The organism is Carboxydocella thermautotrophica (genome assembly GCA_003054495.1).
GTDB lineage: Bacteria > Bacillota.
Genome location: CP028514.1, coordinates 1,000,997 through 1,024,550, shown reverse-complemented (window position 1 = coordinate 1,024,550; position 23,554 = coordinate 1,000,997). Strand labels below are relative to the sequence as shown.

The window sequence follows — 23,554 nt, the reverse complement described above, 5'->3', positions numbered from 1 at the left end:
TTCCGCTCAGCTTACTGTCAACAAAATTTTTGCTTCAAAAAAATTAAAGCCACCTGATCAGGTGGCCTGTTCCAGTTTTCCTAATGCCCGCTCTAATAAACTGCAATCTTCACAACCTGCAGCTGGCCCACCACCCCGGCATTTTTGCAAACAATAGCGGGCCGCCTGCACCAGAATACCCCGTTCCGCTTCCGTCAGCACTACCTGTGGCACAGGTCTCACCTCCGGACTTAGTTTACCCCAGTTTATCCCGGTAATATTCTAAACCAAGGGTATAAAGTTCTTTAATCGGTCTGCAGTCCGGTGCCTGAACCTTGCCAGTTCGACTCCAGGCTACCGCCCCGCATCCCCCGCCGCAAACATGGGCTACGGCACAATCCCGACACTCTGGGATTGTCAGCACATTCCGGGTTTGCCAGGGTCTGACGGCTTCCTGGTCATATATCACTTCCGGCCAGAAAGTGCCCAGCCGATGCTCCGCCCGACCGGCAGTGGCGGTACAACCATAAATATAGCCGTGCAGATCAAAAACCCATTCTTTTTTGGCTGCAGGACAGGTATCAAAAGCCGGTACCAGCATTTCTCCGTTTTCTATCAGGTAACGGATGCCTTTGAAATCCGGCTGATGGAATTTTTGCAAGAGGGGTTCTTTTTTAGCCAGAGCGGCATAAGCAGCCCACATTTCCAGACGGTTGAACAAATGCTGGGGCCTGGCGTAGCAATCATAAAGTTCATAATTTCTTCCCAGCTGAGTTTTAAACTGGCCAGGAGACAAATCCAACCAGCCCTGTTCCTCCAGATAACGCACCAGGGGCAAGAGGGAAGGTAAATTTTCTTTGTCTACTACTACCCGGAAATTGATGGGGAAACCAGCCGCTACCGCTGCCCTAATTCCTCTCATTATTTCAGCAAAAGTACCCCGACCATCAGCTGTACCCCGACGGGCATCGTGAACTTCCTGGGGCCCATCGATAGTCACCTGGATTTCTTTGATCCTTACCCCACTGGCCTGGAATAATGGAACAAACTGCTCCAGGTCGTACCCATTGGTTACGGCAGCCAGTTCGAAATCATTAGTCTTTGCCTGACGAGCAATATAATCAATAATTTCCAGTTGTCGGGGGCTGGCAATCAGCGGCTCACCGCCAAAGAGAGTAATAAAAGGCCTTGGTTGTTCCTGGCCAAATTTACTGCTGATATGTTGAAAAAAAGCATCCACAACTTCTTTAGTGACTAATTCTCCCTCTTTCATGCCCTGCTGAAAACAGTAGGTACAGGCCAGGTTACAGGCATAGGTAGGCACTAACAAAATATGGGTGGGAGAAGTGGCTAATTCCTGCTGAAATTCCCCATATTTATCAGCCAGCAACAGGCTTTCACTGGTGGCATCAGGCAGGATATAACCTCTGTCCTGCAGATAACTCAATAATTCCGGTCCTACCTCTTCCCAGCGACCAGCTGCCGCGGCTTCCAGCTGCGCTCCTTCCTCCGCTGTAGCAAAATCCACCAGCCCCATGAGCGCATTGACCAGGGCATATTCCTTGCCCTCGAACAAAGGCAAAATCAGGTTATATTTACTCCAGTACATGCTTGCCCTCCTTGACGGCAAGCAGCCGACAGGACAGCTTAGCTGTCACTGCCGGCTCCTGCCTTAAACTGGATTAGTCGTGGCAACCAGCCACCACTTTGGATTGTTTGGAACAGCACTGAGCCAGGTTCAGGGCTCCGCTGCAGCACTTTTTCTCCTGTTTTTTGGTTACAGGACGCATAATGTCACCTCCCTTCCCTGCCTTTACTGGCACGCAGGGTCAAACTAGCAAAAGGATACCCGTTCTTCAGGTATTCTCGCCGTTTGAGGATAACTATTTGCTGGAAACCAGCCGCCTCAATGGCTGCCAGATATTCCTCTTCCGTAATGGCTCCTCCCCAGCAATCGGCCCAGGCCTGTGGATCCTGTTTTACTTCCTCCGGCAGTGGTACCAGCGAGACAGCATCACTGATTACCATTCTGCCTCCCGGCTTCAGAACCCGGGCGATTTCCCGGTAGGCCCGAAATTTATCGTGGACATGGTTAATCACACAGTTGCTGAGCACACAGTCAAAAGTTGCCTCCGGAAAAGGCAGCCGGGTCAGGTCACCTTGAATAAATTCACATTCCTCTGCTTTCTCCTCCTGGCGGGCAGCTGCTCGCGCCTGTTCCAGCATGGCTGGAGTCAAATCCAGACCAACCGCTTTGCCTCCTGGCCTGACCAGGTCTACAGCCCGCAGCACATCAGCACCACGACCGCAACCAAGGTCCAGTACCCACTCACCTGGTTGTAAATCAGCCAGCTCCAGATTGGAACCACAGCTCAGATTGGAGCAAGCTGTTGCTTCTCTGGTATAACGCTGAATGATTTCTTTCTCCATACCGTTACCCCCTCCGGGTATCAACAGCTATATTATAACATTTTTTCGCTGAAAATGTCAAAAGCGATTTTAATTTTTGGACATACTAATAGTGTAAATCCGGACAAGGAGGTTAGTCCTATGCGCCAAATTCGTTTTATTATCTTAATTGTATTGCTGATGCCTGTACTTTTTGCCTGTACCCCCCAGCGCAAGCCCAAACCAGCCGAACCACCACCTCTGGCCCAGCTGCCCACGCCAGTAGAAGACTTGCCCCTGGATATTATGGGTACTGCTGATGCCTACGCACGGGCGATCGCCAAAAACCAGCTGGATAAAGCCAAAAAAATGAGCAGTCCCGCCAACCGCCGCTGGCTGGAGGTTAGTTATCCGGCTGCCCTGCAAAAAATAGCGCGCCAGTATAAAATAGGAACAATCCGCTTCAATCGCGCTGATTTTGAAGCGGCTTTACTGGAAGGAGATTCCTATGAGCGGCTGGTGGTAACCCACAGTCTCTTTTTCCCCATTGGACCAGCAGGCACAGGTCAAGTCTACCTTAAGTTTCGTATAACTAAAGTGGGTAAAAAATATCTAGTCCAGTCCACTGAGTTACTGAGCAAACTCCCCACCCCACCACCAGGTCAATAAGTTCAGGATTTGATCTGACTTAATTCACTGGCAAAGTCCGCTGCCATCCGTCCCTGACGAATGGCAGCAGCTATTTTTTGCAATCTGGCCCGGTTTTCCGGGCTACTGGTTATGATCACCTCTTGCCAGCCGGGTTCCTGTTCCTTGACTATCTTCCTGATTTTCTGCTCGCTTTCCGGCGTCAGTTCAGGAACAGCGATATAGATCCGGTTATGCCAGATAACTACCACCGGTTGTTCTATCCCCGGTTTTTTTGCCAGGAATTGTTCCCAGGCGGCAGCAGCCTGAGCCCCATCAGCCGGAGTGGCCGGAGCCTTCCCCGCGGTACCTGCTCTCCCCAGGGGATGAGGCGGCAGGGGCAGCTGAGGTGCCGGATTTTCCGGTCTCAATCCCACTTTTCGCTGAGGTTGCTGCAGCAGGTTTTCTGCCCCTCGCGGTAATCCCGCATCACGGTAGAGATAAAAAAAGGCAAGGCCAGTAAATAGAATTAGCGCTAAAAAGAGGGGTAAACCCTTTTTCATTGTCAGTCCTCCTTGTTCCTTTTGTGTTTTATTTTAACCGCAACTACCCACTGTCAACTCATACGAGTCTTTTCAGCATGCCCTAATAAATACAAAAAAACGTGGGCTGGGATTCGCATAATAGGTATTCTGGTAGGATGAGGCATCACGCCGAAATCCTTCGGCCTTTTGGTTACGACAATGGCAGCAACTATTTCGCCTTACTCATCGTCGTAATATTAATAATTTGAGATGAGTTAAAACACAGGTATAGGAACACTTTCTCCAGAACTGCCGCATTACGGATGTTAAATAGCGACGGAATGTCTCGCTTTAATACCTTATCCACTACATCTTCCCGTAGCATCCTCTGGGCATAATAATCGTCTTTCGACAAGGCAAGTTCAGGGAAACCGCCTACCGTCAGATAACTGAAAATGCTTCTGTATAATTTATGCAAATTATATAACTTGTATTTACTTTTTTATCTAAAAAACAAAACCGGAAACGCCCTCTGCGCTTCCGGTCTTGTTTTTTAGAACAGGATTTCCCGCTTTACATTTTTAACCGAGGCAGTTCCGGTCAAAAGCATAGTCTGAACCAGTTCGCCTTTCATTTTGTTGAGCAGGAAGGCAACTCCTTCCTGACCGCCCCCAAAAGCTCCCACTACCAGAGGACGGCCTACCAGAACGGCATCTGCCCCCAGGGCCAGCAGTTTCAGGACATCGGCCCCGCTGCGTACTCCCCCATCGGCAAAAATCAGCACTTTGCCCTTGACCCGGCTGGCGATTTCCGGCAATACTTCGGCAGCTCCCGGTGTGAAATCCAGTACCCTTCCACCATGATTGGAAACTACTATGGCTTTAGCTCCTGCCTCCACAGCCAGTTCTGCCTCTTCCGGAGTCATGATGCCCTTGAGAATGAAGGGCAATGTTGTAGCTTCTACCAGCTCTTTGATTTCCGCCAGGGTTTTGGGGCCTACCGGTTGCCCTTTGAGGGCCATGGTGATCAGGCCAGCGCCATCTATATCCACACCAACAGCCAGCGCCCCGGCTGCCTCTGCCTGGCGGATGCGCTTGATGATTTCCTCCTGGGCCCGCGGTTTGATAATGGCAATGCCTTTCCCCTGGTGTCTGGCAATGGCTTTCAGGCCGCTGTCATACATGGTCGGGTCAGCTCCATCACCGCTCATGCCCAGCGTACCGGCTTGCAAGGACCCGGCAATAATATACTCGATAAATTCTTCCTCGGTTAACTGGCCACCCATATTATAAGGAGTGCCGGTCATGGGTGCTGCCAGTACTGGTAGGGCCAGTTTTTCTCCCCATAGCTCCAGGGTAGTATCTGGCTCTTTAACTTCATGAATAGTCCGCATGTTGAAGCGATAGGCTGCCAGGGCCTCCAGATTGGCTCGAAAAGCACTACCAGTGCCCAGACCTCCCATCCCTGGTACTTCACCGGCACAGGCCCGCCCATCACAAACCGGACAAACCCGGCAATAGCCCTGTAATTTTTCCCTGGCGTTTTTTCTGATAGCTGCCAAGTCCATTTTTCTTCCCCTCCAGTCTAGCAATTATTCTTTGATCTTTTTGGCCAGTTCCGCCTCAGCAAAGAGGAGATGATCCAGCATGGCCCGCTCCGCCGCCTGGGGCTGTTTGTTCCGGATGGCATCATAAATGCGGCGGTGCTGTTCCATTAGCTTTTCCCCGTTTCCCGGAGTCAGGAACAACTGCTTGCGGGCCGCTACTATTGCACTGTGAAAGGAGTCGGAAATGGTACGCATCAATCGCACCAGCCAACCGTTATGGGTGGCTTCGGCAATGGCATAATGAAAGGCGGTATCACTAACTTCCCCTTTCTCGAAATCTGCCACATTATCTTCCATCTGTTTCAGCGCTTCTTCTATCTTCTGGATTTCCTCCGGTGTAGCCCGTTCCGCAGCCAAACGCGCTGCCGCCGTTTCGAATATTTTCCGCACTTCATAAATTTCAAAGAAATTGCCCCGCTCGATGGAGAGAAACATGGCCAGGGGCTGGATGATGGCGTCACTACAGGCTTCCCGCACAAAGGTGCCCTCACCGGTGCGTATTTCCACAAAACCCATCATTTCCAGGGCTCTGAGGGCTTCCCTCACCGAAGCCCGGCTGACTTGCAGTTTTTCCGCTAATTCCCGTTCGGACAGGAGTTTATCTCCCGGTTTCAAATCGCCTTCCGCCATCAAATCCCTGATCTGTTCGACAATTTCCTCATATATTTTTTTGGGCTTTATAGGCCGAAATTCCATAACTTTACCCCCTGCAAGAACAGAATATTAAAATATTTTCTACACAAGCGGGGCAAGTTCCTTCAGACGCAGGGGATTTTTTATTTTAATTTTTCCGCAAGAAGTTCAGCTGTATGCTTGACCCGAATCCCTTCCCCTTGTTTATCGAAACCGCCGGCAATCTGCATCACACAGCCAGGACAATCCATGGCCACGGTGGTAGCGCCGGTGTTCTTGATATTCTGCAATTTCCTTTGCAGAATGGGGGCAGAGATTTCCGGGAATTTAAGGGAATAAGACCCCCCCATACCGCAGCACATATCGGCTTCGAACATTTCCGCCAGCTGGTATCCAGCTTTTTGCAACAGTTCCCGTGGTTGCTGCCATACCTTCAGGGTTCGTTTTAAATGGCAGGAGTCGTGGTATGTCACCTTTTCCAGTGTCTCGCCTTCCAGCAGAGTCAGCCGTCCTTCATCCACCAATTTTTTCACCAGACTTGAGAAATCCACCGTTTTAGCTGCCAGTTCTCTGGCCCGGGACAACCATTCCTGCCGCCCCTGGGTTTCCAGGGTGCTGATGAATTCATGTTTTAAGGCCGCGGTACAGGTAGGACAGGCGGAAACCACATAACTTGCCTCGGTTGACAGCAGGGCTTTCAGGTTATCCACTGCATTCTGGGCCGCTACTTCGAAAGCCCCGTTGTAGCGGGCCGGCGCTCCGCAGCAGGTCTGCCCTTCCGGAAAAACTACTTCTATTCCTGCTTTGTTCAATACCTTGATGACCGCTTCTCCCATCTGCGGATAGGCGAAATCAATCAGGCAGCCAGCATAAAAAACTGCTTTTTCCCTAGCAGGGGTTTGTTTAATCTGCTTCACCCGGTCTCGCAACGGCGTTTCAGCAATGGTGGGTAAACTGCGAAACTCAGCCAGCCCGGAGAAAAACAGAGGTAAATGCCGGATAAAACCTCCCCTGGCAAAGGGTTTTTGCGCCAGGGATGCTGCCCGCAACAGGGAATGAAAGAGGCGGCGATTGCTTAATACCCCGGAAAAGATGGCCTTCTGAGTCAGGGATTGCCCCTCTTCCTTGACCAGCCGCCGCCGGATTTCCACAATCAATTCCGGGATATCGATTTTGCCCGGACAGACTTCCCGGCAGCGTCCACACATGATACAAAGGCCCTGAATTTCTTCCGATTTCTTCAGCTCATCAAACCAGGCTGTCAAGATGGTGCCAATGCCACCAGCATAAACATGCCCGAAAACGTGGCCCCCTACCAGCCGGTAAACAGGACAAACATTGAGACAGGAAGCGCAGCGGATACACTGCAGAGCTTCCTTGAATTTGGGATCCCGGGCCATTTCCGAGCGGCGATTATCCATGAGGATGATGTGCAGTTCTTTTCCCGACCCGTCGGGATTGGGGGTGGACCCGGTGATCATGGAAACATAGCTGGTCAGCAATTGCCCGGTAGCACTGCGGGGCAGCGCCTGCAGAATCGGAGCTATATCGGTAAAAGAGGGAACCAGTTTTTCCAGCCCTACTATGGCCACATGGATGCGGGGCAAAGTAGTGACCAGCCGGGCATTCCCTTCATTGGTCACCAGCACCAGGGTGCCCGTTTCCGCTACTGCTATATTGGCCCCGGAAATGCCCATATCCGCTGCCAGAAAATACTGGCGCAGTTCCTGGCGGGCCACCTTGACCAGGCGCGGAATATCACTGGTAAGGCGTTCCTGAACTTCTTTGCTGAACAAATCCGCCACTTCTTCTTTGGTCATGTGAATTGCTGGCATCACCATATGAGAGGGCTTTTGGCCAGCTAGCTGGATAATCCATTCCCCCAGGTCAGTCTCCTTCACTGTCAGTCCGGCCTGTTCCAGATAGGGATTGAGGTGAATCTCCTCAGAGGCCATGGACTTGGATTTGACCACCAGTTTGACTCCCTTTTCCCGGGCCAGGTTTAATATATATTCCTTTACCGCCTGGGGACTGCTGGTCCGAAAGACTTTTGCTCCCCTGGCTTCCGCCTCTCGCTGAAACTGCTGGGCCAGCTCTTCCAGCCGTTCAGCCGCTCCTCCCTTGATTTCGGCTATACGACTGCGCAAAGCTTCAAAATCAATCCCTTCATAGGCTTTGGCCCGGCTGATGACATAGGCCTCGGAAAACCGACCCAGCGCTCCGGTCAGATTGGGATTGTGCAGGGCCTGTTCAATCGACTGTTTAAATTGCTCGGTCATTAGTTGCCACCTCCCAGATCGTCCACCAGCACTATCACCAGTCGTCCAGGTCCATGCACCCCGATGGTCAGTACCCGCTCGATATCAGCGGTACGACTGGGACCGGTAATAAACGCCAGGTAGCTGGCTTCAGTAGGCTTAACCCGGGGCAGGAGAGTGCCCATGTCCGGCAGAATCTGCCGGGTCCCCAGAATAGCCAGGTGAATTTCCGGCAGAGTGGAAACCAGTCTTTGCTCCACCTGAGTAGCAACCTGTACCAGAGTACCAGTGTCCGCCAGACCCCAGTCCATTTGACTGATACCAATCCGCGCCTGGGCGGCCAGTTCCTTAGTGCAGGCGAATTTCAGGCCAGGAATTTTTTCCTCAAGAGCACTTAAGTCCATTCCCTGAATCAGGGGCGAATCTGCCCAGAACGCATAAGCCCCAGGTCTGTTTGCCACCCCCTCCTGTACCAGGAAAGTTAAAATGAAATCCAGAGCTTCTGTCTGACTGGCAAAACGATAAACTTCTGCCCCCACAGCTTCAGCCCGGGTCTTAAAAGCTTCCCACACAGCTATTTTCCTCCTTTTTCCTTCCGGTAGGACTCAGCCAGGAGCGAAATATAGTGGACTACCTCCTGACCCTTGCCAAACTGATTGATACCATCGGCAAGATGCATCATACAGGCCGGGCAGCCGGTAATCACTTCTTCTGCCCCGGTCTGACTGGCATCCGCAATTTTGCGCTGGTTAATTTCCATAGAAGTTTCATAATGGGTTAAGCTAAAAGAACCGCCACTACCACAACAGGCATCGGGCTTGTTCATCTCCTTCAGTTCCACCCCAGGAATCGCCCGCAGGATTTCCCTCGGTTCCTGATAAACCTTCATGGTCTTTTTCAAATGACAGGGGTCGTGATAGGTTACTGTTACATTTATTTCTCCCTGAGGTTTGCGGTAGTTGATAACTCTGGTTAAAAAGGTAGAAATATCATAAGTGCGGCTGCTCCAGTATTCGGCTTTAGGTCCATATATGGGGTCATCCCCCAGCAATTCCTTGAATTCATGCTGCCAGGAACCCCCGCAGGAGCCACAGGCAGTAATAATATAATCAGCACCACAATCGGCAAAAGCTTCCAGATTCTTGCGGGCCAGTTCCCTGGCTGTTGCCACATCCCCGTGCACAAAGGTTGCAATGCCGCAACAGCACTGGTCCCTGGTAATTACTACTTCCACCCCGTTTTCTTTCAGTACTTCTATAACATCATGACCGATCTGGGGGTAAATATAATTGATCGAACAACCGGTGAAGAAAGCCACCCGCAATGGCTTTTCCCCTTCTTTGCTGGCAGACACCAGAGCCGGAACCTGGCTGCGGAAAGGAACTGGAGCCAGAGCAGGCAAGATTCGCTTCATACTTAAACCCATGCGAAAACGGGGATAGTAGGCTTTCTTTTCCGGATGGCGGCGGAAAACCAGGCCCTGAAAACTGCCGCCCAGACGCATACCCAGATCAAATAAACCCTGTTTTTTCAAGGCTGCAAAAATGGCTTTTTTCAGCGGGTGTAACCCCTTCTGCCGGGCGATCTCTGCCCGCAAGGCCAGGATAATGCGGTCAAACTTTACACCACAGGGACAATTCTGCATACAGGATTTACAAACCAGACAGTTAAACAGTTTGTGGATTAAATCTTCATCCTGCAGGTCCAAATCTCCTGCCAGCAAAGCCTCCGCCAGGGTGATTTTCCCCCGGGCTACCCCGGCTTCCGTTTTCTCGGTGATATATATAGGACAGACTGCCATACAATTACCGCATTTCATGCATTTGGCCAGTTCCGGTTTAACCTGTTGCAAATCATCGTAAAGTGTAGCCATGGCAGTTACTCCCCTTTCAATGGGACCATTTTGCCGGGGTTGAGCAGATAATCAGGATCAAGGGCCTCTTTTACCCGACGCATTAAGGCCAACCCTGGCTGACCCAGTTCATTCTTCAGGTACTTCATTTTGGCTATACCGATCCCGTGCTCTCCCGATAAAGTTCCGCCCATGCTGAGGGCAGCAGCAAAAATCTCGTCCACCGCCTGATGGACTCTGATCATCTCCTCTTGATTGCTGGCATCCGCCAGAATGGTGGGATGCAAATTGCCATCACCGGCATGTCCAAAAGTACCGATATTCAGCCGGTACTTTTCGGCAATTTTTTGAATTGCCAGCAGCATGTCGGTAATTCGCGTCCGGGGAACAGTTGCATCTTCCAGCACTGTAGTCGGACTGAGCTGGGCTAGAGCTGGCAATGCTGCCCGCCGGGCTGCCCACAGTTGTTCCCGTTCCTGGTCAGTGGCAGCCATCCGCACCTTACCATTATTCTCCTGGATTACCCGCAGAACCACCTGAGCTTCTGCTTCTACCAATTCCGGTACCATCCCATCTACTTCTATCAGTAATAACGCCTCTACATCGGTTGGCAAACCGACTTTAGCGTAATTTTCTACAGTTTCAATCGTCTTTTTATCCATAATTTCCAGGGTTGCCGGAATCACATGATTTCTAATAATCCCGGAAACGGTGTTACCGGCGTCCTCCAGACGATCAAAGAGGGCTAACAGGGAACGACGATATTTGGGCGCCGGAATCAATTTTACCGTAATTTCAGTTATAATGCCCAGAGTACCCTCTGAACCTACAAACAGAGAGGCAAAATCATAGGCAGTCACATTTTTCACTGTTTTCCCACCAAATCGTACCACTTCACCACTGGCCAGTACTACTTCCATACCCATGACATAGTGTTTGGTCACCCCGTACTTTAAGCCACGTAATCCGCCAGAACACTCGGAAACCGAGCCGCCCATGGTGGCAGTAGCCACTGTCCCGGGATCGGGGGGATAAATCAGACCAAATTTAGCCACCGCATTGTTCAGATCCTGGATAATGACCCCCGGCTGAACGGTGGCCGTTAAGTTATCGGCATCCACTTCCAGAATAGCATTCATCCGCTGGAAGGAAAGAACTATCCCCCTTTTCAAGGGAATGGTGCCACCACTCAGGTTTGTCCCGGCTCCCCGGGGATAGATAGCCAGCTGGTTCGACCGGGCCAGTTCTACTATCCGCTTTACTTCCTCCGTAGTTGCCGGCAAGACCACCACATCAGGTAACTGGCGGGGCATATCAGCAGTAGCATCATAACTGTAAGTGATCAGGTCAGTTTTTTTGGTCAGGACATTCTGGGTACCGACTATTTCCTGCAATTGCTCCAGTATCTTATGCTCCAGCATGTTTTCTCCTCCTTGTTATTAAGGTCTGATGGTCTGACCACACTAAAGGGAAGAGACAGGGAGCTTTTCCTCCCTGTCCGCCATCACAACTTACGCTGTCTTTTTCCGGTTCATGACCAGAACCAGGATAAAAACGAGAGCAACCAGTGCCACTGTATACCCCAGGTAAGTCGCACCCAGAGTCGGGAATACTTTTTGAGCAGCTGCAGCAGCCGCTGCTTCTACCATTTTATACTTGGGAATCATCCAGGTCAGTACATATGCCTGCAAGGTTACAAAAACACCGATAATGGTGGCAAAAATCAAGGAATGTTTAACCGTAAAGCGGAAGAGATCGGCTTCATGTCCAACCAGACCAACGGCAGCAGTAGCAACTGCGATGGACTGGGGAGAAATCATCTTACCGGTAACCCCACCCGAAGTATTGGCGGCCACTGTGACCACCGGGTCAACGCCGATTTTATCGGCCGTAACTGCTTGCAGTTTGCCAAACAGAGCATTGGCCGAGGTATCGGAACCGGTAATGAATACACCCAGCCAGCCCAGGAAAGGTGCAAAGAAGGGGAAGAATTTACCGGTTGCTGCTAAAGCTGTACCCATGGTAATGGACATACCAGAGAAGTTGGCAATATAGGCAAAGCCCAGAACGGAAGCTATGGTCAAAATAGGATAACGCAGAGTCTTCAGGGTTTCAAAGAAGGTTTTGATCCCTTCGGAAATAGGCATGCCCAGCATAATGATGGAAACAAAAGCCGAAATCAGGATAGCCGTACCTGCTGCACTCAGATAATTGAGCTTAAAGATCGCTTCCATAGGTTTTTCGCCTTTGATGATCATATTATGCAGGCCAGGAATTTCAAACTTGACCAGACCGAAATAATCCAGAGCATCTTTAACCGGCTTCAAGCCCCAGGCTGTGATGAAGATGGTCAGAATGATAAAGGGAGCCCAGGCTTTCAAAACCTGCCCGGCACTATACTGCAATTTTTCTTTCCCCAGGCTGGGGGCTTCATCAGCAAAGCGCCAGGTTGTGGGCGGCTTCCAGACTTTGAGAAAAGCAGCCAGAGCGACAATGGATACCAGAGATGCGATAATATCCGGCAACATCGGGCTCAGGTAGTTAGCAGAATACCACTGGGCTATGGCAAAGGAAGCTCCGCTGACCAGCACCGCCGGCCAGACTTCCACCATCTTCTTCCATCCAGCCATCAGTATAATCAGGTAAAAAGGTACCATCACAGACAGGAACGGCAAAGTCCTGCCTACCATCTGGCTAATCGCCATCGCATCAATCCCGGTTACCTGTCCAGCTACGATTATAGGAATACCCACACCGCCAAAGGCTACTGGTGCAGTATTGGCGATCAAACAAATCCCGGCAGCATAGAGGGGGTTAAAGCCCAGACCGACCAGCATCGCACCGGAGATAGCCACCGGTGTACCGAAACCAGCTGCCCCTTCCAGGAAGGCACCAAAGGAAAAAGCAATCAATAAGGCCTGTAAACGCCGGTCATCGGTAATGGAGGCGATGGAGTTTTTAATGATTTCAAATTGACCGGTTTTAACAGTAATGTTGTAGAGATAAACAGCAGTAACAACTATCCAGGCAATGGGGAACAGACCATAAAGCATACCATAGCCAGTTGAGAGAAGGGCCAGTTTAGCAGGCATGCCGTAACCGAAAATCGCTACCAGTACCGCCAGAATAACTGTTGTGACCCCGGCGATATGCCCCTTCATCCGCTTGACAGCCAGAGCCCAGAACATATAGAGAATGGGCACAGCTGCCATCAATGCAGAGAGGCCGATGTTGTTTAAAGGATCAATCACCATTTTCCAGGTCATAATTTTTTACCTCTCCTTTCCAATTTTGTGCCAGCGTTTTCATTATAACTAGTTTGTCTTTTTCCCCCTTCATTTCACCCCCGGCTTAAAAATCGCTTATTGTCAGGCTTTCAGACCTGTCATCTTGTTTGATGGACTATTGGCCTGACCACTTTGCCATTAACATATTCGACAACTTTATCACAATTCCTGCTGAAAGAAGCAAATTTTTTGATAATTTCAAAAGTTATTTTTAGTACAAATTCAGTAAAAAATAAGAGGGCACTTGCCCCCTTATTTTTTCTCTAATTGCTGAAAGCGAACATAGATTATGTTTTCTTCCCGCCTGATTCTTTCTCCCAAAGTCGCATATAAACGGCCAAAATCCCGCGCAAATTCGATCCCGGCCCCACCCTGGGCGTATTTCTGAAAAAACTCCATAGCCAGCCGCGAAATCTCATCCATGTCTTTGGCGAATAACTCCAGAGTCTGGCGCAAAGAGATATCAACCTCTGCTGCTCGCCGTAGATGGGGATAAAGTTCCCTGTCTTCTCTCTGTAGATGGTGCAGTAGCAGGTTTTTGACTTCCAGAAGCTTATCCCGTCCTTCTTTACTGGATATGCCCACTTCCTTAATTTTGTTCAGGGTCGCCAGAATCACAGCATGATCACTTTTCAAAGCATCTACCAACCCGGCCATTTCAACCACCTCACAGCACTTTTTTATATTTTAACTAAAACTTCCCATCTTTTCTGTGAACCCGGTCACACCAGAAAAATAACCCCCTTGCCCCAAGATAGTCTCCGGGGAGGGAGACAAAAAGGGGCAAGAGGGTTATCAGCCTTTTAATCCTCCATTGTAGAAAGGTCACCGGTGGGCAGGCCCAGTTCCCAGGCTTTCAGTACCCGCCGCATGATTTTACCGGAACGGGTCTTGGGCAGTTTATCCCGTACTTCAATTTCTCTGGGCGCAGCATGAGCTGCCAGACCTTTTTTAACAAATTGCTTAATATCTTCTTCCAATTCCGGTGTCCAGGTATAGCCTTCCCGTAAAGAGATGAAGGCCTTGATGATTTCACCCCGCAGCGGATCGGGTTTACCGATAACCCCTGCTTCTGCCACAGCCGGATGTTCTACCAGTTTGCTCTCAACCTCAAAAGGACCAACCCGTTCACCGGAGGTGTTGATGACATCATCAACCCGGCCCTGGAACCAGAAATAGCCATCTTCGTCTTTGTAGGCGGAGTCGCCGGAAATATACCAGGGCTCCAGGCGGAAATACTCCTTGTATTTCTCTTCATTCTTCCAGATGGCCCGCATCATGGAAGGCCAGCCTTTACGAATGGCCAGGTTACCCATTCGATAGGGAGGCAATTCATTCCCCTGATCATCTACAATCGCCGCATAGACTCCCGGGAAAGGTCTGCCCATAGAACCGGGCTTGATGGGCATGCAAGGATAGTTACAGATCAATTGACCGCCAGTTTCAGTCATCCACCAGGTATCATGGATGCGGATACCGAAGACCTTCATCCCCCAGCGAACTACTTCGGGGTTAAGAGGTTCACCGACGGAAAGAATGTGACGCAGACTGGACAGGTCATATTTCTTGACCAGTTCATCACCCGCTGCCATCAACATCCGGAAAGCGGTAGGAGCACTGTACCAGACAGTTACCCCATATTTTTCGATAGTCGCATACCAGTCATCAGGACTGAACCGGCCACCCCGAATCACACTGGAAGCGCCATTGAGCCAGGGCCCAAAAATCCCGTAGGAAGTACCGGTTACCCAGCCAGGGTCAGCGGTACACCAGTAGATATCCTCTTCCTGCAGGTCCAGTACCCACTTGGCTGTCTGATAATGCTGAATCATGGCATTATGGACATGCAATACCCCTTTGGGCTTGCCGGTAGAACCTGAGGTATAGTGGATCATCATCGGGTCTTCCCGGTCTACCCAGACAATATCGAATTCCCGGGAAGCCTCTTCCATCAGCTTTTCGAAACTATGGAAACGGGGATCGGTTAAGTCCTCATCTTTGGCACCAACCAGGATTACATGCTTTAATGCTGGCAAATTGGGCAAGTCCACCCGTTCCAGCAGTTTAGGAGTAGTGAAGAGGGCAACCGCATCGCAATCCTGCATCCGGTCCCGTACTGCGTCCATCATAAAGGCTTCAAACAGCGGACCGCAAATGGCGCCGATCTTAAGAATGCCCAGTACAGCAAAATATAGTTCCGGACTACGCGGCATAAAGATAAAGACCCGATCTCCTTTTTCAATGCCCAGCTTCTTCAGAACATTGGCAACCTTATTGGACATGAATTTCATGTCCTGGAAGGTGTATTTTTCATCCCGTACCCCATCACTGTAGTAAAGAGCCACTTTATTTTTGCGCCAGGTCTCACAGTGGCGGTCAACACACTCATAGGCCATGTTTACTTTGCCGGTAGTATACCAGGAAAATTCCTTTTCAACATCTTCCCAGCGGAAATTTTTATAGGCCTCTTCATAGTTTTCCAGGTTGTGTTTACCCGGACTGGGTGCCAGAATTTCAGTTTTCTCCATCGATCCATCCCCCTGTTCTTTTTTATTTTGGTCCCTGCTTACCTCTCATCACTCACCGGAAAAGTTTGTACAACCCTCCTTCCCCTTCTCCCCTGCTGGTTCGATATTTCTTATAGGTATTGTAGCATCAATTTTAGAAAATCGAATGGGTTTGGCGGTGAATAACCAAAAATTGGCCTTTGCCCGCCAATTGTTCTTCTGACCGTTCACCTTCGTTTTTTGTCCCCACTGAGAAACCATTCAAACCAAAAAAGCAGCCATTCACCTGTGGAAATGACTGCTTTTTTAAAATCTTTGATTTTTCTTATTCATTGCAGTTCAGCCATTCAGCTTATTGAATGGCTGTTCAACGGGTCATTTCCAGGGCCAGAACTTTACTGCTGCCGGAATCATCCATAGTGACCCCATACAGAATGTCTGCCGCTTCCATTGTCCCTTTGCGGTGGCTAACCGCCAGAAACTGTACCCGGTCACTAAAGTTTTTGACATATTCAGCAAAACGGGCAACATTGGCCTCATCCAGGGCTGCCTCGATTTCATCCAGGACCACAAAGGGACTAGGCCGTACTTCCAGGATAGCAAAGAGCAAGCTGATGGCAGTCAGAGCCTTCTCTCCCCCGGAAAGCAGAGAAAGCTGCTGGGTTTTTTTGCCCGGTGGCTGAGCGATTATATCCACCCCGGTAGTCAGTAAATTCTCAGGATCAGTCAACTGCAAACGGGCTTGACCTCCCCCGAATAATTCCGTAAATACCCGGCTAAAATGTTCAGCTACCTGAGCAAACGTTTCGGCAAAACGCTGAGCCATTATAGCTTCCATTTCGGCAATCACATCATACAGGGCAGCCTTGGCTTCTTTCAAGTCCTGGGCCTGGTTTTGCAGGAAAGTATATCGTTCCTGAATGCGCTGGTATTCCTCGATCGCACCGATATTGACTTGTCCCAGTTCTGCCATCAGGGCCTTCAATTCCTTGATTCGGCGCATTGCTTGCTTCAAATCAAGACCTTGATAGGCGATAACCTGTTCCTGGTTAAACACCATGCCAAAGTCATCCCAGAGGCGCTGGGTAATATTTTCCCATTCGGCCTCCTGGCGGGTACGTTTCAGCTCCAGCTGATGGGCAGTCCGTTCCAGTTCTTGCAACCGCTCCTGGCTGGACTGCCACAGTTCCAGCAATTTTCTTTCCTCTATTTGCATGGTTTGCCGCTTTTGGCGCAGTTCCAGCAGTTTTTCTCTGACCCTTTCCGTCTCCTGCTGCAGTTTTGCCCAGTGTTCCGCCAGCTCGTTCTTTCTTTGTTCTAATGCTTCGCCTTCCTGTTCCAGTACGGCTAGATCCCGCTGGATTTGCTCCAGCTGCTGAAGGCGCCGTCTCCGTTCCAGACGCTGACGTACATCTATAGTTTTAAGACCGGTTAATTGTTGCTCTACCTGGGCCAATTCCACCTTCAGCTCAGTCTGACGCGCCATCAGATTCTGCAATGCTTTTTCCTGCTCTGCCAGCCGGATGTTTTCAGCTTCGATAGCATTACCCGTCTCCTGTCGGACTGTTTCCAGTTCGGCTGCCTTTCTGGCTAGAGAATCCAATTCACGCTCGACCTGAGTATATTCCCGCTGACAGCTCTCCAGATTCTGAAGCAGCTGCTCTCGCTGTTCTTCCAGCTCCTGGCATCTACTTCTCGCCTCCTGCCAGTCACGCTGGGCTTCAACCAGTTTGAGCCTTAGCTCTGCCGTCCTGGTTTCCAGTTCCTCCTTTTGCTTCTGATTTTCCCTGAGGCTGGAGCGGATTTTCTCAATCTGTTTTCTCAGTTCTTCCCGCTCTCCGTTGACCTGTTTAGCTGCCTGGTTTATTTCCTCCAGTTCCCGGGCCCGCCCCAGCAAATTGGCATTGCGACGCTGATAGGAACCACCAGTCAAAGAACCCCCGGGGTTTAACATATCCCCGGCTAGTGTCACAATCCGATAGCGAAAACCGGTGGCCCGGGCCAGCCCTAGAGCAGCATCCAGGTCCTGGCAGACAATAATACGGCCCAATAAATTATTGATCACCGGCCGGTATTTTTCCGCATAACTCACCAGGTCAGCCGCAATCCCAATTACCCCTGGCCGTTTGAGAAGTGTTGCCTTTTCCTCCTCTCGTAAAGTGGAAGCGGTAACAGTGTTTAAGGGCAGGAAAGTGGCTCTACCCAGGTTATGGCCCTTCAGATATTCAATGGCTTGCTTGGCTCCCTGATCCGTTTCTGTTACCAGATACTGCAAAGCACCGCCCAGTGCCACTTCAACAGCAATTTCGTATTCCTGGGGCACCTGTAACAGCTCAGCCACTACTCCGCAGATTTCCTGGCAGGCGGGTTCGCCTCTCTGGCGACGCAATAACAATTCTCTTACTGCCCGCTGGTAGCCTTCATAATCCTGTTGCATATCAGCTAAGACCCTGGCTTTAGAGGCGAGGAGTTGCCATTGTTGCTGTTTCTGGTTAAAAATCTCTTCCAGCTGGGCCAATTCTGCCTCCATCTCTTTCCTGCTCTGCGCAAGGCCAACCTGTCGACTTTCATGTTCTTGCCTTCCTCGTTCTAGCTCTTGCTGCCATTTTTGACTCTGTTTTTCCCGGGCCTGCCAGGTCGTTATAGCTCTATCAATTTCCTGTATCTGATTCCGCAAGTGCTCAATCTTCTCTCTGAGACCAGCCAGGCGAATTGCCCCGGCAGTTTGCTGTTGCTCCAGTCTGGTCAGCTCATTTAAAGCTTGAGCCGAGCTGTCCTTCTGGCTAACCAGGGCTTGCCTGATGGTATCCAATTCTTTTTGCAAACTCTCTGCCCGCTCATTTACGGCGGCCAGCTCAGATTGCAATTGCTGACGTTTTCCTTCCAGCTGCTGCACCAGCAGGGCATCAGCCGCTGCCGTTTCACCACTGTCTGCCAGCTCTGTCTCGATTTCTTCCAGCTGACGTCGTAACAGGGTAGCTTGTTCCCGCCGTCCCTGCTTCTGAGTAGAAAGGACCTGGAGCTGCCCCTGGGTGTGTTCTCCTTCCGAAAGCAAGCTGGTATATTTATCCTGAATAGCCTGTAATTCCGCCTCCAGGGGTTCTAATTCCCGCTGAAACTTTTGCCGGGACGCTTCCACCCTGGCCAGGGCAGCAGCGGCTTCCTCCCGGGCTGTTTCCAATTCCTGAACCTGGCATTGCAACTCAGCCAGTTTCTCTCTCACCTGCTGGCCCTGCCTTACCAGACAACCGATTTCCAGCTCCTGTTCTTCCCGCTGGTAGGCCAGATATTTTTCCGCCACTTCAGCCTGTCGGGCCAGCGGTTCCAGCTGTCCTTCCAGTTCGCTGATAATATCTTCCACCCTGACCAGGTCAACCTCAGTTTCCTGCAGCTTTTTTTCCGCTTCCAGTTTGCGCATGCGATAACGTACAATCCCGGCAGCTTCCTCGATGATTGACCTCCGGTCTTCCGGCCGGGCATTCAGTATTTCTTCCACCCGGCCTTGACCGATGATGGAATAGGCATCCCGTCCCAGCCCGGTATCCAGAAACAGCTCATGGATGTCTTTCAGGCGGCAGGGAGTCTTATTGATCAAAAACTCCGACTCGCCATTGCGATAGACCCGCCGGGTTACTGTAATTTCATTAAACTCCAGGGGAAAGCGGCCATTGCTGTTATCCAGAGTGAGGGAAACTTCCGCCATACCCACCGGTTTGCGCTTCACGGAACCGGAAAAAATCACATCTTCCAGGCGAGAGCCGCGCAGGTTTTTTACGCTTTGCTCTCCCAGCACCCAGCGGATGGCATCAGCTATATTGCTCTTACCACTGCCATTGGGACCAACAATCACTGTTAAACCACTGTTAAAAGCCAGTTCCACTCGATCAGCAAAGGACTTAAACCCCTGAATCTCCAAGCGCTTTAGCAACAAGGGCTTCATCACTCCAGTCTATCAACTTATCTCCCCACCGAATTTTTCCCCGCGGCAAAGAGCCATCTCCTAAAATTCGTGGTTTTATGTTAAATTTCCTGCTTAAATAACAAAGATTAACACCATGCTGACCCCGCAGGTTAGAAAAATCACGAGGATTGACAAATAGGGGCTGGTTAGGATCTACTCCCTGCTGAAGCAAGCTTTCCAGCAACCAGAGGAAAATCCGGCTATCGACAATTTGTCCTAATGCCGGATGATAACAGCCAGCCAGCACGCTACTACCAGGCACCAAATCCTGACCAGGCTGTAACCCTATCCGGATCACCGGAATGCCCCGGGATTGAAAAATAATTTTCAACCTGGCCGCTGTATCCACCGCCAGGGCAAAATCCCAGGGCTGAAAGGTGCCGGCCTCCAGCTCCCGGGCCAGCGGCGTCCCGGCCAGCACTACCAGAGGATAAATTCTGACCAGGTCAGGAGCTACCGCTGCCAGTCGTCTGGCTCCTGCCACTGCAGTTTGGGGTGTCTCTCCCGGCAGCCCCGGCAAAAGCTGGATACCGATTTTTAAACCAGCAACATGCCCGGCGAGAATGGCTGTAATAACATCGGCTGCCCTGTATCTCCTGCCTGCCCGGGCCAGCACCTGGTCATCCAGAGACTGCACTCCCAGCTCCACCGTGGTGACCCCGTAGCTCTTCAGCCATAGCATTTGCTCAAGGTTAATGGCATCCGGCCGGGTGGAGAGGCGGATAGTGCTGATTTTGCCCCGCTGCCGCCAGGGCTGAAGGCTCTCCAACCAGGCCACCTGCACTTTTAAAGGCAGGGCAGTGAAACTGCCACCATATAGAGCCAGTTCCACCGGTTCCGGTCCAGCGGGTAAAAGGCCGGGCAAATCCTCTGGTAAAAGAGGTTTGACCCGGCCAGTTATAGTGTGCTGGTTACAAAAACTGCAAGCCTGTCCACAGCCCAGCTGCGGAATAAAAAGGGGCAAAATATGTTGTTTCGCCATTTATTTCTTCAATCCTTTCCAGGCACCCTGATCCCGCAGCTTAATCAGGGCTTCATGGGCTGCTTCCTGTTCTGCTTCCTTCTTGGTCTTACCCTGGCCCACGCCCCAAACTTGCCCGCCGATACTCACACCTGCGGTAAAAACTTTATTATGGTCCGGTCCTTCTTCCTTTAGCAGAGTATAATGCAGTTCCTGCTGGGTGTATTGCTGAATCCATTCCTGCAACTCGGACTTAAAGTCCCCGTGCTGTCCACCCTGGGCTGCATAATGATCTATTGTATCCTTCAGCTGCTGCAACACGAAGGCCCGGGCCCGTGTAAAGCCTTGATCAAGATAGATCGCACCGGTCAAAGCTTCAAAGGCGTCGGCCAGAGCGGCAGGCCTTTCCCTGCCTCCACTCTTTTCTTCTCCCTTACCCATTGCCAGGCACTGTCCTAGATTCAAGCGCCGGGCCACAGCGGCCAGAGAAGGCTCACAGACCGAAGCAGCCCGGATTTTGGTCAGTACCCCTTCCGGGTAATCAGGATAGGTATTATACAGGTAATCGCTGACCACCAGTTCCAGCACCGCATCTCCCAGAAACTCCAGCCGCTGGTTGTGTTCCTGTCTCTGCTTGCGTTCATTGGCATAGGAAGTATGGGTTAAGGCAATGGTCAGCAATTCAGGTTTATTCCAGGTAAAGCCCAGTTGTTCTACCAGAGCCGCAAGAGCGCGTGGATCTCCCTGCATTGTTTCTACCCCCGGAACTTCTTTAGAATAATAGTCGCATTGTGCCCACCAAACCCGAGGGAATTGGAGAGAGCCGCTTCCACCGGCATTTGCCGTCCCTGATTGGGTACATAGTCCAGGTCACATTCCGGATCAGGCTTTTCCAGATTAATGGTGGGTGGGACAAAGTCTTCGGCAATAGCCAGAGCGCAGATAGCTGCCTCGATTCCCCCGGCTGCACCCAGCAAATGGCCAGTCATGGATTTAGTGGAACTGACCGCCAACCGATAGGCATGTTCGGCAAAAACTTGCTTAATCGCTATGGTCTCGCATTTATCATTTAGAGGCGTGGAAGTGCCATGGGCATTGATATAATTGATCTCCTCCGGTCGTAAGCCCGCATCCTGCAGCGCCTGGGCCATAGCCGCTGCTGCTCCAGCCCCTTCCGGGTCTGGAGCGGTAATATGACTGGCATCACAGGTACAACCATACCCGACCACTTCAGCATAAATCCGGGCTCCACGGGCCAGAGCATGTTCTAGAGTCTCCAGTACCAGAATCCCAGCTCCTTCGCCCATGACAAAGCCATCGCGCTCTATATCAAAGGGACGACTGGCTTTGCTCGGCTCTTCATTGCGGGTGGACATGGCCTTCATGGCACAAAAACCGGCAAAAGCCAGCGGAGTAATGGGAGCTTCTGTACCCCCGGTAATCACCACATCAGCATCACCCCGTTGCACAAGCTTGAAAGCATCGCCAACGGAGTTGGTAGAAGAAGCACAGGCAGTCACAGTAGTGATATTGGGTCCCTGAAAACCAAACTGGATAGCAATTTGACCGGCTGCCATATTGGCAATCATCATCGGCACGAAGAAAGGACTAACCCGATTGGGTCCCTTTTCCAGCAAGACCCGGGTCTGCTCTTCAAATGTTTCCATGCCGCCAATCCCGGAGCCCAGAATTACACCTACCCTTTTTTTATCCACCTGTTCTAAGTCCAGACCAGCATCCTGTATAGCCATAGCTGTGGCTGCAACAGCAAACTGGCTGAAGCGATCCATGCGCCGTGCCTCTTTCTTATCAATCCACTGCTGGGGATCAAAATTATCTACCTGTCCAGCAATACGGGTAGGCAAAGCGGATGCGTCAAAACGGGTAACCGCCTTGATGCCGGAGACGCCATTTTTGATATTGGTCCAGAATTCTTCCTTACCGAGGCCATTGGGGGCAATTATCCCCAGTCCTGTTATAACTACCCTTTTTTTCATGTCTTCACCTCTTCCTTTATTTCCGCCACTTCAGCCAGCAGCCGGCGGAAAATCTCCTTTACCGGCAAAATTTCTTTGATTTTTTCCACCATTTCTCCGGAGAAAACCAGGGCTTTACTAAAATCTCCACCTCTGGTAGCCTCGGTCAGAGCCGCCATAATGCAAAAACGGCGGGAACATTTTTTCAAGCAATTAACGCATTTTTCGATGGGAGCTCCGCCTTCGGCAGCCAGTTTCTGCGTAAAAGTGCTTTTCAAACCACGTCCCGGCAAGCCCACAGGGCTGTCGACCAGAATAACATCCTCATGCTGGGATTTTAAATATAATTGCTTGAACTCATCGGAAGCATTGGATTCCACACTGGCCGCAAACCTGGTTCCCATTTGCACCCCATCTGCGCCCAGGCGGAAAGCCTCCACTATATCTTTTCCATCCACAATCCCCCCAGCTGCAATCACCGGAATGTGGACGGCTTTTTTCACCTCCGGTAAGATTTCCCGAATGGAACGCTCGGTTCCCAGATGTCCCCCTGCTTCTTTTCCTTCGACAATCACAGCAGCGGCACCCATTTTTTCTGCCATCACAGCCAGCCGAGCAGAGGAGACAATGGGTACAATCGGTATTCCACTGCTTTTACCCCAGGCAAACATATCCCGGGAAAAGCCTGCACCAGAAACTATCAGGTCAATTCCTTCCTCTATGGCTGCCTTGACCAGACTGGCAAATTCTCTGGCTGCAAATAACACATTAACACCGATAATGCCCCGGGTCAAGTCCCGGGCCTTACGTATTTCAGCTTTCAGCTCTTCTATGCTCATACCTGTCCCGGCTATCAGGCCAATTCCGCCTTCATTAGCTACTGCAGCAGCTAAAGGAGCGGTGGATATGCGCACCGCCATGCCGCCCTGGACAATGGGCACAGGGGCGATTAGATGTCCAATTTTCAGCTCCGGCAGTTTCACGGTTGTCTGCGC

Annotated in this window: 19 protein-coding genes; 1 reads left to right on the top strand and 18 read right to left on the bottom strand. The window is 50.9% G+C overall.

Annotation, left to right across the window (positions count from 1 at the left end; genetic code table 11):
- Nucleotides 1–57: 57 nt before the first annotated feature.
- The 3 genes from CTH_RS14105 to CTH_RS05100 all read right to left on the bottom strand — a co-directional run bounded on the left by CTH_RS14105 (nucleotide 58) and on the right by CTH_RS05100 (nucleotide 2,409).
- Complete coding sequence (locus CTH_RS14105; protein ID WP_159071838.1) at nucleotides 58–213, bottom strand: hypothetical protein; 156 nt, start codon at nucleotides 211–213, stop codon at nucleotides 58–60.
- 22 nt (nucleotides 214–235) lie between these two features.
- Nucleotides 236–1,588 carry a radical SAM/SPASM domain-containing protein gene (locus CTH_RS05105; protein ID WP_107753252.1) on the bottom strand — a complete coding sequence of 451 codons (1,353 nt, stop codon included), beginning with the start codon at nucleotides 1,586–1,588 and terminating at the stop codon, nucleotides 236–238.
- 185 nt (nucleotides 1,589–1,773) lie between these two features.
- Nucleotides 1,774–2,409, bottom strand: coding sequence for a methyltransferase domain-containing protein (locus CTH_RS05100; RefSeq protein WP_078665105.1), 636 nt, complete (start codon nucleotides 2,407–2,409; stop codon nucleotides 1,774–1,776).
- Nucleotides 2,410–2,529: 120 nt separating this feature from the next.
- On the opposite strand from CTH_RS05100, the gene CTH_RS05095 reads away from it, so the two are divergent.
- On the top strand, nucleotides 2,530–3,036 hold the full coding sequence (locus tag CTH_RS05095; RefSeq protein ID WP_107753250.1) for a hypothetical protein: 507 nt from the start codon (nucleotides 2,530–2,532) through the stop codon (nucleotides 3,034–3,036).
- Between the two features lie 2 nt (nucleotides 3,037–3,038).
- Here CTH_RS05095 and CTH_RS05090 read toward each other — a convergent pair whose 3' ends face one another.
- The 15 genes from CTH_RS05090 to CTH_RS05010 form a co-directional block, all read right to left on the bottom strand.
- Nucleotides 3,039–3,557 (bottom strand): YhcN/YlaJ family sporulation lipoprotein, encoded by a 519-nt coding sequence (locus CTH_RS05090; RefSeq protein WP_079906451.1) that lies wholly within the window; start codon nucleotides 3,555–3,557, stop codon nucleotides 3,039–3,041.
- A gap of 514 nt (nucleotides 3,558–4,071) precedes the next feature.
- Nucleotides 4,072–5,085, bottom strand: coding sequence for an alpha-hydroxy-acid oxidizing protein (locus CTH_RS05080; RefSeq protein ID WP_107753248.1), 1,014 nt, complete (start codon nucleotides 5,083–5,085; stop codon nucleotides 4,072–4,074).
- 24 nt (nucleotides 5,086–5,109) lie between these two features.
- Nucleotides 5,110–5,820, bottom strand: coding sequence for a FadR/GntR family transcriptional regulator (locus CTH_RS05075; protein WP_078665109.1), 711 nt, complete (start codon nucleotides 5,818–5,820; stop codon nucleotides 5,110–5,112).
- 80 nt (nucleotides 5,821–5,900) lie between these two features.
- Complete coding sequence (gene ldhH / locus CTH_RS05070; protein WP_079933101.1) at nucleotides 5,901–8,036, bottom strand: L-lactate dehydrogenase (quinone) large subunit LdhH; 2,136 nt, start codon at nucleotides 8,034–8,036, stop codon at nucleotides 5,901–5,903.
- Nucleotides 8,036–8,587: a LutC/YkgG family protein gene (locus tag CTH_RS05065; RefSeq protein WP_078665111.1), complete on the bottom strand. Its 552-nt coding sequence runs from the start codon at nucleotides 8,585–8,587 to the stop codon at nucleotides 8,036–8,038. Before CTH_RS05065 ends, ldhH begins: the two co-directional genes overlap by 1 nt.
- Before the next feature lie 2 nt (nucleotides 8,588–8,589).
- Nucleotides 8,590–9,888: a (Fe-S)-binding protein gene (locus CTH_RS05060; protein WP_107753246.1), complete on the bottom strand. Its 1,299-nt coding sequence runs from the start codon at nucleotides 9,886–9,888 to the stop codon at nucleotides 8,590–8,592.
- Nucleotides 9,889–9,893: 5 nt separating this feature from the next.
- A complete protein-coding gene (locus CTH_RS05055; protein WP_107753244.1) occupies nucleotides 9,894–11,288 on the bottom strand; it encodes an FAD-binding oxidoreductase in 1,395 nt (464 codons plus the stop codon).
- 90 nt (nucleotides 11,289–11,378) lie between these two features.
- On the bottom strand, nucleotides 11,379–13,133 hold the full coding sequence (locus CTH_RS05050) for an L-lactate permease (protein ID WP_078665114.1): 1,755 nt from the start codon (nucleotides 13,131–13,133) through the stop codon (nucleotides 11,379–11,381).
- Nucleotides 13,134–13,406: 273 nt separating this feature from the next.
- Nucleotides 13,407–13,811: a hemerythrin domain-containing protein gene (locus tag CTH_RS05045; RefSeq protein ID WP_078665115.1), complete on the bottom strand. Its 405-nt coding sequence runs from the start codon at nucleotides 13,809–13,811 to the stop codon at nucleotides 13,407–13,409.
- A gap of 146 nt (nucleotides 13,812–13,957) precedes the next feature.
- Nucleotides 13,958–15,682, bottom strand: a complete 1,725-nt coding sequence (gene acsA / locus CTH_RS05040) for an acetate--CoA ligase (RefSeq protein ID WP_107753242.1) — start codon at nucleotides 15,680–15,682, stop codon at nucleotides 13,958–13,960.
- A gap of 346 nt (nucleotides 15,683–16,028) precedes the next feature.
- Entirely contained in the window at nucleotides 16,029–19,589 is a 3,561-nt protein-coding gene (gene smc / locus CTH_RS05030; RefSeq protein ID WP_159071837.1) for a chromosome segregation protein SMC, read from the bottom strand.
- Complete coding sequence (locus CTH_RS05025; RefSeq protein WP_107753240.1) at nucleotides 19,558–20,604, bottom strand: elongator complex protein 3; 1,047 nt, start codon at nucleotides 20,602–20,604, stop codon at nucleotides 19,558–19,560. The genes smc and CTH_RS05025 overlap by 32 nt, the downstream gene beginning before the upstream one ends.
- Nucleotides 20,605–21,333, bottom strand: coding sequence for a ribonuclease III (gene rnc, locus CTH_RS05020; RefSeq protein ID WP_078665120.1), 729 nt, complete (start codon nucleotides 21,331–21,333; stop codon nucleotides 20,605–20,607).
- Between the two features lie 5 nt (nucleotides 21,334–21,338).
- Entirely contained in the window at nucleotides 21,339–22,580 is a 1,242-nt protein-coding gene (gene fabF, locus CTH_RS05015) for a beta-ketoacyl-ACP synthase II (protein ID WP_078665121.1), read from the bottom strand.
- Nucleotides 22,577–23,542 carry an NAD(P)H-dependent flavin oxidoreductase gene (locus CTH_RS05010; protein ID WP_078665122.1) on the bottom strand — a complete coding sequence of 322 codons (966 nt, stop codon included), beginning with the start codon at nucleotides 23,540–23,542 and terminating at the stop codon, nucleotides 22,577–22,579. Before CTH_RS05010 ends, fabF begins: the two co-directional genes overlap by 4 nt.
- Between the last annotated feature and the right edge of the window lie 12 nt (nucleotides 23,543–23,554).